Consider the following 17929-nt stretch of genomic DNA (forward strand, 5'->3'; position numbering starts at 1 on the left):
CAACTTCACAAACCAGGCATCATCAGTCCAGCACCAGGCAGTCGCGCAAGCCCGAGCCTGAAGCCAGATGATCAAAGCCTTCGTTTACCTGATCCAGAGAAAACGCTTCGCCAAGCAGCTTATCCACGGGCAGGCGTCCTGCCTTGTATAGATCGATATAGCGCGTGATGTCGATGGCCGGCACACCAGAACCCAGATAGCTGCCACGAATTTCCCTTTCTTCACCCACCATCTGGGACAGCGGCAAGGCAAATGTGGATTTTGGGTGTGGCAGGCCGGACGTGATGGTCAGCCCTCCCCGTTGCGTCAAGCGATAGGCGGTTTCGAAAGCCGCCACACCACCGGCTGAGTCGTAACCGCAATCCACCGGCCCGCCCGCAGCCTCCAGCAGCTCTGCGGGCGATCCAATCTTTTTCGGATTGACGATGTGAGTGGCCCCCAACGTCTTGGCCAATTTCAGTTTTTCTTCGTCCAGTTCGACGGCAACAATGCGGCGCGCACCCGCTGCCACGGCAGCCAGCAGCCCGCTCAAGCCAACGCCACCCAGGCCAATGATTGCGATCGTATCGCCGGCCTTGATCCGTGCGCGATTGATGACCGCACCCGCACCGGTGAGGACGGCGCATCCAAACAGCGCGGCCTCGCGGTGGGACAGATCGGTATGTACCTTGACCAGGGAACGCCGGGAGATCACAGCGTAGTCGGCAAAGCAGGACACCCCCACGTGATGGTTCAGGCTGCCCTGGCTATCACGAAGACGGCGCTCACCGCCAAGCAGCACCCCCTGGGTATTGGCACTGGCACCGGGTTCGCACAAGGCTGGACGACCCGACATGCAAGGCACGCAGCACCCGCAGCTAGGCACAAAGACGGTTACGACATGGTCACCAGGACGCAGATCATCCACGCCAGGCCCTACGTCGACCACTTCGCCAGAGGATTCGTGACCAAGCACCATGGGAAGGCCCCGCGGCCGATCTCCGTTGATCACAGAGAGATCGGAGTGGCACAATCCGGCCACTTTGACCTTTACCAGCACCTCACCAAACCCGGGCGCATCCAGCTCGACTTCGGAAACCTGGAGTGGCCGGCTGGTTTTATAAGGTGCCGGCAACCCCATCTCACGCAATACTGCCGCACGCATTTTCATGGCAATGTCTCCTTGCTATACCCAATAGCATCACTTTTTCTGAAATAAATCCTATACTAGGAACTGTAGTTCTATATATCGAACTTTGATCAATATATAGATCTGCATCTTGTCTCACACCCTCGCACCCCCAGGAAACGCTCAATGACTGAAAAACTCGCCGCTCCTGCCGTAGGCCGCGCCGCGGCTATCCTGGATCTTATTTCCAAGACAGGCTCACCCCAGTCTTTGGCCGACCTGACCCATGCGCTAAATCTGCCAAAAAGCAGCCTGCACGGCTTGTGCGCCACGCTGGAGCAACTGAACCTGCTAACCCGGCTGGACAGCGGCCAGGTGACCTTAGGGCCGCACGTCATGCTGTGGGCAAATGCCTTCCTGGCCCATGTGAACATCACGCAGGAATTTTTCGCGTCATGGGACGACATGCGGGTGCTTCCGGAAGAAACCATTACCTTGTCGGTACGCGATGGCGGGGAGGTCGTCTACATCGCCTGTAGAAACGGCAGCCGGCCCCTGGGATACACGTTTCGCACCGGCTTGAGAATCCCAGCGGTTTACACAGCCACCGGGCTGGCCATGCTCAGCACCCTGCCAAACGAAAGCGTACGCAAGCTGCTGGACAACACCGATTGGCCGACTCCGCTTACCGCCAAAGGACTGCGCAGCATGGACGACTTGTTGCCCGAACTGCAGGAAGTGCGCCGGCGTGGTTATTCGATCGACCGCGAGGCTGTCCGCGAAGGCATGTACTGCTTCGGAGCGTCCGTTTTCGATTCTCATAATCCAGAAGCCATCGCAGGTGTCGCCGTCAGCATCCTGGCTAACGAGGTTGACCCCGCACTGGAGGAACACGCCGGCCAAGCCATGCGCAAGCTGGCAGACCGCCTGTCGGAACGGCTGGGCGGGCTGACCAACAGCCGCAACGCCTGGCATCGCCAGGCCCAGCCAACAACCCTGGCCAGCGGCAAGAAAACGAAGGCCTGATTGCGCAACATCTCAGCCTCTTGCCAGGATCAGTGAATGGACGCGTACATGATGTCTTCCTCGGTGACATCAAGGCTGGAAAACTCCTCGACGATCCGTCCCTGACGGGACACAAGGATTCTGTCGGACAGCAGCATGATTTCTGGCAGATACGACGAAATAACGACAATCGCCAGGCCCTGATCTGCCAGATTTCGGATCAGCTCATGGATTTCGGCCACCGCCCCCACGTCTACGCCGCGGGTCGGCTCATCGAAAATAATCAGTTCCGGACTCTGGATCAGCGATTTGGCAATCACCACCTTCTGCTGATTACCACCGGAGAGTTCAATAACTTTGGCGCCCGCTGTCACCGAACGGATATTCAGCCGTTCACGCCACGCAGCGCCGATCTTTTTTTCTTCACGTCCTGACACCCAGTGGCGCTTGGAACGCTGCTTGGCCAGCAAACCTGCATAGATGTTGCGGGAGATGGTCATGGTCTCGAAGAAACCATCCACCTTGCGATCTTCGGTGATGTAGGCAATCCCGGCAGACACTGCAGGTGCAGGCACCCGATAGCGCACTGCCTGATCCTTGAAAATCACCTTGCCCCCATGGGTATAGTCCCGCTTGAGAACCCCCGAAACCACCTTGAAGGTCTCGGTGCGCCCCGATCCGATCAGGCCAAAGACCCCGGTGATCTGGCCCGCAAAGACCGAGAACGACGTATTGCGCACCATGGCGCCCATCCGCAGGTTTTGCGCGCTCAGGACACGCTTTCCGGCAGGCCGCAGGCTGGTCTTCTTACCATACAGGGTGCTGGTCAGATCACGCCCCACCATCGCACGCACAATCCGGTCGCGGTCAAAGGTGTCTGTATCATCCGTGATGATCTTTTTCCCATCACGCATGACGGTGATTCGATCCGAAAGCTCTAACGCTTCTTCGAGCGCATGGGAGATGAAAATGATGGATACACCCCGGGCCTTGAGGTCGCGCATCAGATCGAAGAAATAGCGTTTTTCTTCAGGGGTCAGGGTGGCGGTGGGTTCATCAAAAATAATGACGCGCGCATCGTGCAAGACAGCACGGGCAATTTCAACCATCTGCTTCTGTGCGGCCCCAAGACTTTCGACCATGTGCGTGGGGTCTACATTGAAATTGAGGGACTGCAGCAACTGCTGCGCGGCGATGTACACCGCACGCAGCCGATTGACCGCCTTTTCCTTTCCCAGAAACAGGTTCTGCCCCACCGTCATGGTTGGCACCAGGCTGGTTTCCTGAAACACCATGGCCACGCCCGCGGACAAAGCCTCGACAGGGCTGCGGAAGTTTGCCTTCTTGCCATCGATCAGCATCTCGCCAGCGGAAAGATCCACCACGCCGGCCATGACTTTGGTCAGGGTGGATTTACCGGCGCCATTCTCGCCGCACAGCGCATGGATTTCGCCGGGCATCAATGTGAAATCGACGTCTTCGATCGCAGGCACACCACCATAGCGCTTCGTCGCCTGATGCAATTCAAGAACAGGGGTCATCATGAAATTCCTATTTCTCGATATCGGACAAGGGAATCCGGACCACGCTGCCCGAACCCTTGGACAGCGCCAACAAGGCCCCGTTGAACTCCGCCACAGCCGTGATCCCGTGGCGACGGCCGCCAACCCGGCTGTGCACTGAATATCGCGGGCTGAGATTCTGGTCCAGGCGTATCACCAGCCCGTAAGATCGTGGCGGTGCCCAGGGCTTCAGGATCCCCATCTGCCGCACGCCGCCTTGCTGCAGGGGTTCGAGGAAATCCTGGCCGGAACTGAGTGCCGGAGCAACCCAGTATCGCTGCTCGACTGTTGCCATCATCTCCTGACGGAAGCCATCTTCCCGCAAAACGAACTCGAGCAGCTGGCTACGTGGCGCAAAGACCGTCAGCCAGTAGCCACCGCTGCCGGCCGGCACAATCCGCGACGGATAACCCGGAATTTCACTGCTCTCGGTGACAGGTTTGCCATCCCGAACCGCCACCACCCGGTGCCGCCATGATTCAGACGCCAGGATGCCACCCTCGTGCGCGCACACCCCATAGCAATAGGCCATATCCGAGGACAGCACCCGAAATTTGCTGGAATCCGGAAGGTATTCAAGCAGCCGTCCCGTACGGCCCCGACTGAGCAGATCGCGGCTCCAGTCGGCATGATCCACATCAGCCGAACCGTCGCTGATCAGCACCGTGCCCTGAGGAGACTCGCACAGGGCATTGACACAGCGCGCGGCAGTGCTATCGGCAAGCGGCACAACCCGGCCATCCAGCTGCCCACCCACAAAATGCAGGCTGCCACGGGTTGCGGCCACCAGACCATCCTGGTACGCGGCCAGTGCCTGAATGGTTTCCGGCAGACGAACAAGCGATTTGGTTTCGCCACTGGCGTCTACGGCCAGCACCGTCTCGCGCGCACTGACGAACAGGCGTCCGGCAGAATCTACGCACATATCATCCAGCCCCTCGGCCGCCAGGAATATGTCGGCAGCCTCAAGCCGATTATCGGGCTTGAGTGGACCATCAAACACCGGTACCGAGGTATCGGCTTCTCCGATACCAAAAAAACGATCTCGCGCACGCATGAGACTATTCAACATATTCAGGCCCGTCCAACAGGGTGCTGCACGTATGTGGGATCCGCATGATCGAGCTTGTACCGGCCAATGCGATTGTTTGAGATGCCGCCAAGGTACAGATACCCGCGGTGCTCACGCATCGATGTGATCATGGGATGGTTTTCGCCGCTCTTGTCCCAATAGGATTCAAGCACCTGACCCGCCTCATTGCACTTGATGACACAGCCGACGTTGATATTGGGCGACAGCCATTCATCCTGGCCCAGACGCTTGACCATGCGCCGGCGGAAAGCGGGCGAGCGCATGGCGAGGTCGAAGGCAGGGCTGCGCATCCCCATGATGGCAATCCAATAGTTGCCGTCAGAGGCGCGGTTGATGTTGTCCGGGTAGCCCGGGAGGTCGGGGATGATGACTTCAACTTGTCCTTTTTTTGGCCCATCGAACCAGAAGCGGCTGATCCGGCATGCCCAGCTTTCGGCAAACAGCAGCGACTGGCCATCCGACGCCATGCAGACCCCGTTGGGAAACACCAGATTCTTCAGGGCCGTATGCGTGCTGCCCGTTTTTGGGTCGTAGCAGATAATGCGGCCATTACCCCGGCCTTCCAGGCTGTCGATTGGCCACTCACCCATTTCATAGCGTACGGTTGCTTCGGAGAAGAAGACGCGTCCGTCAGGCGCAATATCCAGATCATCGGCCAGGCGCAGACGGCTGTCATCGACGACCGACAACCAGGAGCGGTTGGTTTCATCCGTGGCTTTCTCGACGCTGCGGTCTGCCCGGTTGATGCGGTACAGGCCCATGCCACCCACGCAGACATAGAGGTTTCCACCCTTGTCGAAAGCCATCCCCAGCGGCTGGCCGCCGATATGGGCATAGAGCTCCATCTGTTTATGATCAGGCGCCAGAAACCGCATGATATCGCCATGCCGGGTACCGCAATACAGGTTATCGTCCTCGTCCAGAATCACGTCTTCCGGCGACTCGACCATCCCCAGGCCGATCAGTTCGATGTGCCCCAGCCGGTTATTGACGGCATACGGTGAATCGCTATCGGCAGACACAGAGGGCGCGGCAGGCAACGGCAGATAGCCAGGGCTGACATAGAGTTCGCTCAAGGCTTTGCCGCGATTCTTGAACCAGCGGATATCCAGGGTCACTGCGGCGATCATGATGACTGCCAATGCAATCCGCACATAGCCTGCCGGGACGGACAAGCCCCGCAGGCTGTCGGTGACGAGCAGCACAATCAAGGTTCCAAGAACCGCTTTTGTAGCAGAGCCCTTGCCGCCACCCAGCCGGATGCCACCCAACAAGGCTGCTGCCAATACGATGATTTCTATCCCCAGGCCTGTATCCGCACTGCTGCTATCCACCCGCGCACCGAAAAGCACTGCGGCAATCGCCGCAAAGACACCCGATGCCACATAGGCAGATGCTGCAATCCGATTGACCGAGAGCCCAGAGTTGTAAGCCGATCGGCGGGACCCACCGACAGCCATAATGTGCCACCCGCCCCGCATGCGCGTCAGGAAGATGTGAAAGAGAATGCCGACGACGATGAAGATCCAGGTAGCGATGGGCAAGCCCAGAAACACATCGTTGCCCAAGGCATCCCAGACCACGGAATCCGAAATCGTTGATGCAATTTCAACGGCCCAGTTGAACTGGATGAGATTGAAGATTGCCCGAAAAACAATCAACGTAACCAGCGTCGTCAGAAACGCGCGCAGCTTGAGGTAGCCGATCAGTACACCATTGACCGCCCCCATCAGCGCCCCAACCACCAGGGTTGCCGCAATGGCGGCCGGCGCCGACCATTCCAGCGAGTGAATCAGATAAAGCACCAGCACATTACAGATGGCGTACATCGAGCCAACGCTGAGGTCGATGCCCCCGACGATCAGGACCAGCGACATGCCAAACACAATGAAGCCAACCTCGCTGACCTCGCGCAGCAGCACTGAAATCGAGGAAAAGGAGAGGAAGTTGTCGACAACAGAAGTGAACGCCGCGACGACAAGCACCAGGACAATCAGCGGCACCGCCGTTTCCATCCACGGCTTTGCAAGCATTTCACCTATCGCCCGGTCTGGCCAATAGCGGTAACGAAGCCTCTTGATCGTATCCATCGTGATTCCGAAATTCTCAGTAAGTGCTGCGTGAGGGGGCCCGTTGCCAGGCCCCCGGACCAGGATTTAAATTACTCGTGGAGCGAATCCACCGACCAGCACTTGCGGTCTTTGGAGTCTGCAGGCGTCATGACAGATAGAGGGGTATACAGGGCTACTTTCAGTTTGCCCGGCTTGTCATTGCTTTGCAGAGCCATCTGGATCAGATCGTTTACGTCACGGCTCTGGCCCGGGACGTCGTAGCTGACATAGTGATCAAAACCGCCGGTCTGCAGGCCCTTGCAGGCAACTTCTCCGCCCCCGCCGCTGGTGGACACCAAAATTTTGCCGGTTTTACCTGCGTCCTTGATGGCTGCAGCGGTTGCCAGGTCGGGGATATCCCACACACCCATCACCGCGCACAGATCAGGATGCTGCTTGAGCGTCACCTCGGTGATCGACTTGGCCTTTGAGGATTCGTAGTTGCCGATCGACTGGCGAGCCACCACTTTGACGTCCGGATGCTTGCTCAGGACATTGTTGTATCCCTCCTGCATGTAGACCGTCCAGGGCGCTGTTGTCGGGCCATTGAGGATAAGGATTTTCTGGGATGTGTTTGGCCCGCACTGCTTGACTACCCAGTTTGCCTGCGTTTCTCCGATGACCGTGGCATCAGCGCCTGCGAAGCCGGTGGTCATGGTGAGGCTTTTCATATTGAGCTGGATAACATAAATGCCAGCATCTTCCAGCTTCTTCTCGATCTTGGCGTAGGACGTGACATCCGGATTCTGGATAACGACCACATCCGGTTTCGGATTCTCATTAAGCAATTGCGTCAGGATCTGCACCCCGGCGGAGGTGTTGAAATTGGCGTTTCTGACCTCGTAGTTGTAGCCCAGCCGCTTGGCTTGCAGGCTCATGACTCTGGACCAGCCTTCGGTCAGGTCCAGGCCCATGAACACCGGGACAAACACCACCCGCTTACCTTTGTAGATTTCGTAATAGCGGGCCCGCTCGGGATCTTTGATGGCACCAGTGCCCTGCGCATATGCAGTGATCGTGGAGAATGTGGTGAAACTGGCGACCAAAGCCACCAATGCGGCAGCGGCCAGGGATTTCCCTGGGCGCGCATTCCATAAATTGCGTAGTACAGCCATGTTTTGTCTCCTTGATTGGAACAAATGCCAATATGTCTCTGTATCGGTACGACTCACAAAGCGGATGAAACGGATGCTGCCGGCTAGATGTCTCCTTGTTGCGCAGTTTCTTCGTTGCGGGGGTTCAGAACGCTGTCCAGCGCGATGGCAACCAGCAAGACCACGCCTTTCAGCAGGTTCTGAACATCCAGCGTCAGATTCAGAATGGTCATGCCATTGATGATGGTGCCAACCAGCAAGGTACCAACCACCACACTGAAGACCCCCCCACGGCCACCGGACAGACCAACCCCGCCAAGCACGACGACCAGAATGACGTCATAGATCAGCGACAGGTTGTAGATCCGGGTATCCATCAAACCATTTGACGAAGCCATGACAAAGCCCGCCAGCACAGCAATCAATGCCGCCAACACATACTGAAGAACAATGATGGGTCGCACCGGCATGCCCGAGGTGCGTGCACCCTTGGGGTTATCGCCGATCGCATAGATGAACAAACCAACTTTTGTGCGGTTGAGAAACAACCAGGCGCAGACCGCCACCACAACCAAAATCACGATGCTGCTGGGCATGCCTGCGATATCTACGCCACCCAGCCACAGCAGGGAATCCAGCTCGTGCGGCCACGGCACCATGTCGGCTTGCAGGATGCCAACCTGGCCCAGCCCCGCCAAACCCAAGCCGGTTGCCAGAGTAACAAACAAGGCAGGAATTTCTGCGTATGCCACAAAAATGCCGTTTAGCAGACCAACGACAGCCGCAAACAGCAGACCCAGAAGCACGGCTTCGGACACGCTAAACCCTGACTGGACCAGCGTCATAACCAGCGCTGTTGGTACCGCCATCAGCGCCACCAAGGATAAATCGATGCCACGCCCGATCACGACGATCGCCATGCCAAATCCGAGAATGCCCAGCACGGAAATGGATCTCAACATGGCCACGATGTTTCCGACGCTGAGAAAGCCCGGCAGCAATACAGAGAACCCGGTAAAGATCACGATAAAAAGCAGGAGGACGATCTTCTGCTGATCCAGTTTGATACTGCGTTTCGTCGAAGAAGTCATATGCGTGTGTGCAGTTGTTCGTTGGCAGTATCAACCGACCCGGGGCCAGGGCGGCGCTTCAACGTTCATTCGACCCCGTCATCGCATGAATGCAAGGACGTGCCCCGTGTGCTGATGACACTCTTAATCGTTCCGTATATTGAACGTTGTTGAATATGAAGAACGTTGAGCATAGTATCGATAGATTCATCGTCTCCGTCAACAGACAAATCAGGGGAATATCCCTAGGGCCCGCGAGATAGGCTGCATCAAGTTGGATCACCGGTATTTCAGATCCAAAGCACCAAACGATGGCAACAGGAAAATCCGAGGCTTGTCTGCTGAGGCTTATTCTGCCAGCCAATCCAGTGTTATCGGACAGTCTCGGCGGGTAATCCCCAATACGCCTTTAATGAACGCATCCTTCATCAAAACAAAATTGACCGGTCCTTGCCCGGTTTCTACGATAAATGAAACAAGCCGCAGGTTGGCTGGCTCGGCAACGTCCGGCCCCGCACAGCTGCAATCACTGGAGAGACAAATCCGTGTTCATGACAATCCTGCCATTGGCTTTAGTTGATGGCATTTCTTATGCAAGCCTGCTGTTTCTGGTATCGATGGGCCTGACCCTGATTTTCGGGGTTATGGGGATCCTCAACGTCGCCCACGGGTCGTTCTACGCGTTCGGCGGATATGCCGCCGCAACATTCCTGCCCTGGGTTGCCATGTATACAGACTCGCCGTGGCTGCTGATGGCAACCCTGTTTGCGGTTGCCCTGATCGTCGGCGCATTCATGGGTGGCATCCTCGAAATCGTCTTCATCCGCCACTCCTACGCGTACGATCCCGTCCTCAAGCTGCTGATCACCTTCGGCGTCTTCTTGATGCTCGAAGACGTGCGCGGGCTCATCTGGGGGCCGCAGCCATACAGCGCCAACGAGATCGTCCAGAGCATGGGAAACACCGAGCTCTGGGGCATCACCTACACCAGCTACCAGTTGATCGTCGTACCCATCATTGCGCTGCTCGCGTACCTGGGCCTGAGCTACTTCCTGAGCCGCACCAATCTTGGCAAACAGACGGTCGCCATCATCCATAACCGCGAGGTGGCAGAATCCCAAGGCATCAATGCCAAGAAAATCGGCCTGATCACCTTCACCATTGGTGCCGTCCTGGGCGCAATCGGCGGCGCATTGTCCGCCCCCACCACATCGCTGGTTCCAGGCTCCAGCGCCGACATGATCGTCCTGTCATTTGCCGTCATTGCAACGGCCGGGCTGGGGCAGATCTCCGGAGCCCTGATCGCCGCAATCCTGATCGGCATCGCCCGATCCCTGGCGGTCTATCTGGCACCCGACTTCGAAGTCGCCACCCCCTACATCATCATGGTCATCGTGCTGATCATCCGGCCCAACGGGCTATTCACAGTTGCCCAAGCGAGGACCATCTGATGGTACGTATCATCAGCCTGATCGGCCTAATTGTTTTAACCGCCCTCGGCATTTACATCCCGTGGACCACCACCCCGATCATCATCGGTCTGTCCTACGCCATCGCGGCCTCAGGCGTCTCGGTCTTGATGCGGGCCGGCCAAGTGTCATTCGGGCACGCGATGTTCGCCTGCTTTTCTGCCTACACCGTTGCCTACCTGGCGCGCGCCTTCCCTGGCATGGATGCACTTGCCCTGATCCTGGCCGGCACGCTGGTCAGCACGATCATGGGCATGATCATCGGCCTTTTCGTGGTCAGGTATCGCGGCATATTTTTTGGCATGCTCAATCTGGCGCTGAGCATGGTGCTCTTTGCCATCCTGGGCAAGCTCTACCACCTGACAGGCGGCACGGACGGCCTGAGTTTCGAGCGTCCCAGCCTCCTTGGGATCACGCTGGATCGCAAGGGCTTCGAAATCGGGCTGATGCTTGTTGCAATCGTGTGCTCCGGCGCGGTGGCATGGTACCTGCAACGATTCACACGCTCAGGCAGCGGCCAAACCTTGGCCGCCATCAAAACCAACGAAACACGACTCGAATACCTAGGATTTTCCGCGTACAGAATCCTTTGGTCGGGCTACGTGCTATCCGCCCTGGTGGTCGGGGTTGCCGGGTCACTCCTGGCACTGATCCAGGGGTTGGTTACCCCCGAAACCGGCTTCTGGTTGAAATCTGCCGAATACGTGTTCATTGCCATATTGGGCGGCACCAGCCACGTCATCGGCGCATTTCTGGGAGCACTGGTCTTCGAACTTGCCCGCCTGGCAGCCGCCCCCTACTTTGCCGGCTTGTGGCAATTCATCCTGGGGCTCACGCTTGTCATCACGATCTTCCTGTTCCCCACCGGTATCGTCGGACAACTCGCGAAGCGGCGTAAAACCCCGGAGGGCCAGACATGAAACCCTTACTTGAAACCCGGGCGCTGCACCTGTCTTTTGGCGGGCTGGTCGCCGCAGACCACATCGACTTCCAGCTCTACGAGGGTGACCGACTCGCGGTCATCGGGCAAAACGGTGCCGGCAAGACCACCTTCATCAATATCTGCACCGGCTACCTGAAACCGCAATCGGGCGAAGTCTGGTTTGATGGCAAAAAAATCACTGCGTTGAAACCCCGTCAAATCGTGCGGCTGGGGATCGGCCGTTCGTTTCAGCTCCCACAGTTGTTCTCAGAGCAATCCGTGCGCGAATGCCTGCAGATTGCAGCCGCACGCCAAAACCGGCGCCTCAGTCTGTTCCAGTCTCTCGAGGCCTCGGTCAATATTCGGGAAGTCGAAGAGACGCTTGAGCTGGTCGGTCTTCGGGCGGACGCCCACCACCGCTCCAGCGACCTCCCCGAGGGCAAGCGCAAGCTGCTGGATGTCGCCATGGCTTTGGTGCTCAAGCCCAAGCTGTTGATCATGGACGAACCCACCAGCGGGGTTGCTTCCGAAGACAAGCACGGCTTGATGCAAACCATCATGCAAGCCCTCGAAATGCGCAAAGTCACCAGTTGGTTTGTCGAGCACGACGTGGATATCGTCGAGCAATACGCCACCCGGGTCTGCGCCTGGATCTCCGGCGCAATTGTCGCCGACGGCAAGCCCGACGAAGTGCTCAGCAACCCGCGCATCAGCAGCGAAATCCTGGGGACCTGACCATGCTCAAGCTCGATAACATCAACGTCGACATCAGCGACAACCACATCCTTCGGGACATCAATTTCTCGATGCCTTCAGCCACCACGATCGGGATTGTCGGCAGAAACGGCGCCGGCAAAACCACGCTGCTGCGATCCATCATGGGACTCACCCCATTGCGCACCGGCGACATCTGGCTCGACGACTGCCATCTGAGCAAGCTTCCCAGCTACGCGCGTGCCCAACATCAGGTGGGGTACTCCCCGGAAAATCGCGTGATCTTTCCATCGATGACGGTCGAAGAAAACATCCGCCTGCCGTGCAACACGCAAAAACTGAGCCGACAGGAAATCGACCAGCGGCTGGAAGTGGTGCTTGAAATCGTGCCCGACATCATCCCCATGCTCAAGCGCTCGGGTGCCGCCCTCTCGGGAGGACAGGGAAAGATGGTCGCCTTGGGACGCTCCCTGATGGTTGGTACGCATCTTCTATTACTGGACGAACCCTTCCAGGGGCTTGCTCCAAAACTGGGGCTTCTCTACACCGAAGCTCTATCCCGCCTCAAGAATATCCGTCCCAAACTGTGCATCGTGATCACAGAGTCCAACGCAAAGCTGCTGGGCTCAATCCCTGACCAGATCTGGACGATTGAACGCGGTTCCATGCAATTTCACCAGGAGAAAAAGTAATGTCCAAAATGATCATCGACGGACAGCGCGTCGATTCAAGCGATGGGCTCGTGATCGACGTGATATGCCCCAGTGACGGCCAGGTATTTACCACCATACCCAGGGGCACGGCAACAGACGTAGACCGGGCGGTCAATGCCGCGCGGGCCTCCCTGAGCGGTGCCTGGGGCAAGGTACCTGCCTTCGAGCGCGGCCGGCTCCTGATGAAGCTGAGCCAGGCGGTGCTAGACCACCTGGACGAGCTCACCGACCTCGAAGCGCGCGATACAGGCAAGCCCATGGCTTTCGCGCGCAACGACATCACGGTGCTGGCGCGTTATTTCGAGTTCTACGGCGGCGGTGCCGACAAAGTGCACGGCCAGACCATCCCGTTTCTGAACGACTATGCCGTGCAAGTCGTGCGCGAACCACTGGGCGTGACCGCACATATCCTGCCCTGGAACTACCCCGCCCAGATGCTAGGACGCAGCGTCGCCCCTGCCCTGGCCATGGGCAATGCGGTCGTGGTCAAGCCGGCCGAGGACGCCTGCCTGTCCATCATCCGCGTCGCAGAACTCGCGCTGGAGGTCGGCCTTCCCGCCGGGGCACTGAATATCGTCACAGGGCTGGGCGAAGAAGCGGGGGCCGCATTGTCCACGCATCCAGGCATCAACTTCATCAGTTTTACCGGATCCAACGAAGTCGGGATCCACGTGCAGCAAGCGGCGGCCGTCAATGCCGTCAAATGTACGCTGGAACTGGGCGGCAAATCCGCACACGTCGTGTTCGATGACGCAAACATGGAACGAGCGGCTGTTGCCATCAGTAAAGGGATCGTTGCCAATACCGGACAAACCTGCACGGCAGGCAGCCGCGTTCTGGTTCAAAGAGGCTGCTACGACCGCTTCATGAAAGCCCTGGAAAAAGAATTTTCCAAAAAGACTGCCGGCACTCCCGAGATGGATCTCGACTGCGGGCCGCTAATCAACGAGGCCCAGTTCAAGCGAGTCAACCGATACATTGATCTGGGCACACAAGAAGGCCTGAAGGTCGAGATCGAAGGCCGGGTTGCAGAAGGTGTGCCATCGGGCGGCTACTTCGTTCGCCCCATGGTGTTCAGCGCACCACGCCACGAAAGCAGGCTGCTGACCGAAGAAATCTTCGGTCCGATCCTGGTGACCGTACCCTTCGACACAGAAGCCGAAGCAATCCAACTGGCCAATGCCACTTCCTATGGCCTGATGGCCGCAGTCTGGTCCGAAAACGGCAGCCGGCAAACGCGCGTGGCCCGCGGCATGCAGGCAGGCCAGGTGTACATCAACAGCTTTGGCGCCGGCGGCGGGGTTGAACTGCCATTTGGCGGCGTCAAGCACAGTGGCCACGGCCGGGAAAAAGGCTTTATCGCACTCGAAGAGATGTCTACCGTCAAGACCATCATCCAATACTACGGGTGATATATCCGACGCCCTTACTTGCCAAGGAGGCAATCAAGATGAAACTGAGCAAACTGGCGACCACCCTGTTGGCCGCAGCGCTGGTCAGCGGGATGGCGCTCCCCGCCACCGCGGCGGATAAACCAAAAGAACTCCGATTCGGTGTCGCAACCTATCTGTCAGGTTCCGCGTCCGTCTTCGGCATCCCGGCCCGTGACGCAGCCGAAATCTATGTCGACGAACTGAACAAAAACGGTGGCATTGAAGGCGTGCCCATCAAGCTGGAATTCATGGATGAAGGCGGGGGGGCTGAAAAACTGCTGTCCGAATACCGGCGTCTGGCGGGAAGCGGTGTGGATGCCATGATCGCCAGCATCTCCAGCGGCGACTGCCTGGCGCTGGCGCCGGTGGCTGAAGACCTGAAGATGGTCAATGACCTCTGGGATTGCGGAACCCAAAAGGTTCTGGAACAAAAAACGCTGCAATATGTCGTTCGGTCGCAGGCCAATGCCACTGCCGAAATGGTGGCGCAAGTCATCTACCTGATGAAGACCAAACCCGACTTCAAGACCCTGGCCATCATCAACCAGGACTACGCCTGGGGGCATGATTCACACGACATCTTCCTGGCGGCCTTAAAGAAATTCAAACCTGACGTCAAGGTTGTGGCTGCCATGTTCCCGAAGTTCGGCTCGTCTGATTTCTCCGCCGAAATCAGCCGTCTGCAGGCCCTGCGGCCAGATGTCATCCTCAGCACCTCCTGGGGCGGGGATCTGGACAACTTCGTCCGGCAGGCATCCCAACGCAACCTGTTCAAAAACTCTACTTTCGTACTCTCTCTGGCTGAAAGCTCGATAGAGCGTCTTGGAAACTCGCTGCCAGAAGGCGTGATCATCGGGGCACGGGGAGACCACTACTTCCTGCACCCCGAAACCAAGGATGACCCCAAGCACAAGGCGTTCATCAAGGCCTTTCATGACAAGACGGGCGCCTACCCCATCTATTCCGTCTACCACATGATCCAGGCACTGGAGGCCTACAAGACCGGCTACGAAAAGGCGATTGCCGACAACAACGGCCAATGGCCGGATTCGGCCACGCTGGCCAAGACCATGCACAACATCCAGTTCAAGGGCTTCGGACGGCAGGTGACCATCAATCGTCCTGACGGGCAAGGCGTTGAGGCCCAGTTGTTCGGGATCACCAAAGCCAGCAAGGACTATCCGTTCAAGGTGCTGACCAACATGATGATTGTTCCGGGAGAACTGGTGACACCGCCCAGCGGAGAAGACTCGTTCAAATGGATCGACACACATGTCGGCCCCAAGATTCTTGAGGACGCATCCATTACCACATTTAAATAACCCTCTTTATCACGATACACAGGCACCGGGGCCACCCAACGCTCTGGTGCCAGCCTTACGGCAAAGGAGCATCACATGGCAGGGAAACAACTCGAAGGCAAGGTGGCCATTGTCACGGGATCCGGCAGCGGCTTCGGTGAAGGCGTCGCAAAAAGCTACGCCCAGGAAGGCGCCAAAGTTATTGTGGCCGACATCAACCTGGCTGCGGCAGAACGCGTGGCGCATGAGATCGGCCACTCGGCACTGGCTGTGCAGGTCGACATCACCAAGGCTGCCGATGTCCAGAACATGGTCGCCAAAACGCTTGAAGCCTTCAAGCGCTTGGACATCATCGTCAACAATGCCGGCACAACGCACAAGAACCAGCCTATGCTGGATGTAGATGAAAAGACCTTTGACCGCGTGTTCGAGGTTAATGTGAAGTCCATTTTCCTGATCTCCAAGGCCGTCGTGCCGGTCATGAGGAAACAGGGCGGTGGCGTGATCCTGAATGTCGGTTCCACGGCCGGCATCCGGCCACGTCCGGGCCTCACCTGGTACAACGCCTCCAAAGGCGCCGTCAATCTGCTGTCGCGATCCATGGCAATCGAACTCGCTCCGGACAAGATCCGCGTCAACGCCATCTGCCCCGTCATGGGCATCACGGGCCTGTTTGAAGCCTTCATGGGCTTGCCTGACACCCCGGAGAATCGTGCAAAATTTGTGTCCACCATCCCCATGGGCCGGTTCTGCCAGCCTTCGGATGTGGCCGCCGTGGCAACCTTCCTGGCCAGCGATGCTGCAGAGTTCCTGACCGGCGTCGAGTTTCCTGTCGACGGGGGCCGCACCATCTGACACAGGCCCTGGCTTCTTGAACCAGCAAAAACCATCGCCCCTGAAACCTCCCGGCTAGCCGGGTAGTTCAGGGGCGATGGTTATTCAGTGCTCAGGATTTATTCGTGCACCGTATCCAGAGACCAGCAACCGCCTTGTTCCACGTCAGCCTTGGAGATGTCTCTAAGCGGAGAATAAAGCGCTACTTTTAACGTTCCTGGCTTCTGATCGCTTTGCAGCGCCATCTGAATCAGGTTGTTCACATCGCGTCCCTGTCCCGGGACATTGAAGCTGATGTAATTGTTGAACTTGTCTTCCTTGATGGCCTTGCAAGCGTAGTCACTGAAACCGCCGTTGGTCGACAAAAACACTTTTCCTGTTTTGCCGGCCTGCGCAATGGCTGCCGCCGTGCCGAGGTCGGGGATATCCCAGACACCAACCACCGCACACAGATTCGGATGCTGCTTGAGCGTCACCTCGGTGATCGATTTGGCCTTGGATGATTCGTAGTTACCAACCGATTGGCGGGCAACAATCTTGATGTCAGGATTCTTGGAAAACACATTGTTGTACCCAGTTTGCAGATACACCGTCCAGGGCGCTGTCGTCGGCCCGTTCAGGATCAGCACTTCGCGCGAGGTATCCGGCCCGCAATGCTTCACAACGGCCTGAGCCTGCATCTCCCCGATCACCGTGGCGTCTCCGCCTGCAAAACCGGTGGTCATGGTCAGGCTTTTCATATTGAGCTGGATCACGGAGATGCCGGCGTCTTCCAGCTTCTTCTCGATCTTGGCATATGAAGTGACATCGGGATTGTGGACAACCACAACGTCAGGTTTGGGATCTTCATTCAGAATCTGCGTCAGGATCTGCACCCCTGCCGAGGTACTGAAGTTGGCGTTCCGAACCTCGTAGTTATATCCCAGGCGCTTGGCCTGCAAGCCCATAATCTTGGACCAGGCTTCGGTCAGGTCCAGCCCCATGAAGACCGGCACGAAAATCACCCGTTTACCCTTGAAGGTATCGTAGTAGTGGGTGCGTTCCGGATCTTTGATTGCCCCCGTCCCCTGGGCGTAGGCTGCCGTCGAACTGAGCATCGTCAGAACAGCAGCCGACCCGCTGAGCACGATTGCCGCAAGAATCCTGCTTGATCGCCTGTTCCATAGCGTCTGCAGCTTAGTCATGGTTGTCTCCTGGAGTGGAATTTATAGGTTTTAGTCAAGCCCGTGAGACCAAGCCACCAAAACCGCATGGCCCATGCCTACCCGGCGCCCCATGGTAGGCTGCCAGGCTGCAGAGCGGCTTTCATTTTGATGAAGTAAGGGTTTTGGAATGGAGAATCAGAGGGCGTGCGTGCCTGCAGCCAAAGGCGAAGACGGGCTCTACATCATGAACGGGGGACAGCGACATTCATTAGACTTGTTTTTACGAAGAACACGTTTAATGGAGTCAATGCCGATGTCCCCAATAGATTCTATCCTAGGCATCCACGGTTTGGTG

At 57.6% G+C, this 17929-nt stretch carries 15 protein-coding genes; 8 read left to right on the forward strand and 7 right to left on the reverse strand.

All coding sequences use genetic code 11. The features are described 5' to 3' along the window. Positions 1 to 22: 22 nt before the first annotated feature. Complete coding sequence (locus ABS758_RS14190; RefSeq protein ID WP_350383940.1) at positions 23 to 1150, reverse strand: alcohol dehydrogenase catalytic domain-containing protein; 1128 nt, start codon at positions 1148 to 1150, stop codon at positions 23 to 25. 144 nt (positions 1151 to 1294) lie between these two features. Here ABS758_RS14190 and ABS758_RS14195 point away from each other — a divergent pair, with 144 nt between their 5' ends. Next, positions 1295 to 2134: an IclR family transcriptional regulator gene (locus ABS758_RS14195; RefSeq protein WP_350383941.1), complete on the forward strand. Its 840-nt coding sequence runs from the start codon at positions 1295 to 1297 to the stop codon at positions 2132 to 2134. A gap of 29 nt (positions 2135 to 2163) precedes the next feature. Here the strand turns inward: ABS758_RS14195 and ABS758_RS14200 are convergent, their stop codons facing one another. The 5 genes from ABS758_RS14200 to ABS758_RS14220 form a co-directional block, all read right to left on the reverse strand. Next, entirely contained in the window at positions 2164 to 3657 is a 1494-nt protein-coding gene (locus ABS758_RS14200) for a sugar ABC transporter ATP-binding protein (protein ID WP_350383942.1), read from the reverse strand. A 7-nt stretch (positions 3658 to 3664) separates the two neighbouring features. Beyond that, entirely contained in the window at positions 3665 to 4732 is a 1068-nt protein-coding gene (locus ABS758_RS14205; protein WP_350383944.1) for a strictosidine synthase, read from the reverse strand. 17 nt (positions 4733 to 4749) lie between these two features. Further along, on the reverse strand, positions 4750 to 6858 hold the full coding sequence (locus ABS758_RS14210) for an ABC transporter permease (protein ID WP_350383945.1): 2109 nt from the start codon (positions 6856 to 6858) through the stop codon (positions 4750 to 4752). A 71-nt stretch (positions 6859 to 6929) separates the two neighbouring features. Then, the gene (locus tag ABS758_RS14215; protein ID WP_350383946.1) at positions 6930 to 7994 is read right to left on the reverse strand and encodes a sugar ABC transporter substrate-binding protein; all 1065 of its coding nucleotides are present in this window, start codon (positions 7992 to 7994) and stop codon (positions 6930 to 6932) included. A gap of 83 nt (positions 7995 to 8077) precedes the next feature. Then, the gene (locus ABS758_RS14220) at positions 8078 to 9064 is read right to left on the reverse strand and encodes an ABC transporter permease (RefSeq protein ID WP_350383948.1); all 987 of its coding nucleotides are present in this window, start codon (positions 9062 to 9064) and stop codon (positions 8078 to 8080) included. Positions 9065 to 9588: 524 nt separating this feature from the next. Here ABS758_RS14220 and ABS758_RS14225 point away from each other — a divergent pair. The 7 genes from ABS758_RS14225 (at position 9589) to ABS758_RS14255 (ending at position 16450) form a co-directional block, all read left to right on the forward strand. Further along, on the forward strand, positions 9589 to 10494 hold the full coding sequence (locus ABS758_RS14225) for a branched-chain amino acid ABC transporter permease (RefSeq protein ID WP_350383949.1): 906 nt from the start codon (positions 9589 to 9591) through the stop codon (positions 10492 to 10494). Next, positions 10494 to 11432 (forward strand): branched-chain amino acid ABC transporter permease, encoded by a 939-nt coding sequence (locus ABS758_RS14230; RefSeq protein ID WP_350383951.1) that lies wholly within the window; start codon positions 10494 to 10496, stop codon positions 11430 to 11432. The genes ABS758_RS14225 and ABS758_RS14230 overlap by 1 nt, the downstream gene beginning before the upstream one ends. Then, positions 11429 to 12169 carry an ABC transporter ATP-binding protein gene (locus ABS758_RS14235; RefSeq protein ID WP_350383953.1) on the forward strand — a complete coding sequence of 247 codons (741 nt, stop codon included), beginning with the start codon at positions 11429 to 11431 and terminating at the stop codon, positions 12167 to 12169. Before ABS758_RS14230 ends, ABS758_RS14235 begins: the two co-directional genes overlap by 4 nt. A 2-nt stretch (positions 12170 to 12171) precedes the next feature. Next, positions 12172 to 12840: an ABC transporter ATP-binding protein gene (locus ABS758_RS14240; RefSeq protein ID WP_350383954.1), complete on the forward strand. Its 669-nt coding sequence runs from the start codon at positions 12172 to 12174 to the stop codon at positions 12838 to 12840. Beyond that, a complete protein-coding gene (locus ABS758_RS14245; protein WP_350383955.1) occupies positions 12840 to 14273 on the forward strand; it encodes an aldehyde dehydrogenase family protein in 1434 nt (477 codons plus the stop codon). The genes ABS758_RS14240 and ABS758_RS14245 overlap by 1 nt, the downstream gene beginning before the upstream one ends. A gap of 38 nt (positions 14274 to 14311) precedes the next feature. Beyond that, positions 14312 to 15616, forward strand: a complete 1305-nt coding sequence (locus ABS758_RS14250; RefSeq protein WP_350383956.1) for an ABC transporter substrate-binding protein — start codon at positions 14312 to 14314, stop codon at positions 15614 to 15616. A gap of 75 nt (positions 15617 to 15691) precedes the next feature. Then, on the forward strand, positions 15692 to 16450 hold the full coding sequence (locus ABS758_RS14255) for an SDR family oxidoreductase (RefSeq protein ID WP_350383958.1): 759 nt from the start codon (positions 15692 to 15694) through the stop codon (positions 16448 to 16450). A 98-nt stretch (positions 16451 to 16548) separates the two neighbouring features. Here the strand turns inward: ABS758_RS14255 and ABS758_RS14260 are convergent, their stop codons facing one another. Beyond that, positions 16549 to 17613: a sugar ABC transporter substrate-binding protein gene (locus tag ABS758_RS14260; RefSeq protein ID WP_350383959.1), complete on the reverse strand. Its 1065-nt coding sequence runs from the start codon at positions 17611 to 17613 to the stop codon at positions 16549 to 16551. Positions 17614 to 17929 lie beyond the last annotated feature (316 nt).

It is taken from the genome of Castellaniella sp. FW104-7C03 (assembly GCF_040276085.1).
Classification (GTDB): domain Bacteria; phylum Pseudomonadota; class Gammaproteobacteria; order Burkholderiales; family Burkholderiaceae_B; genus Castellaniella.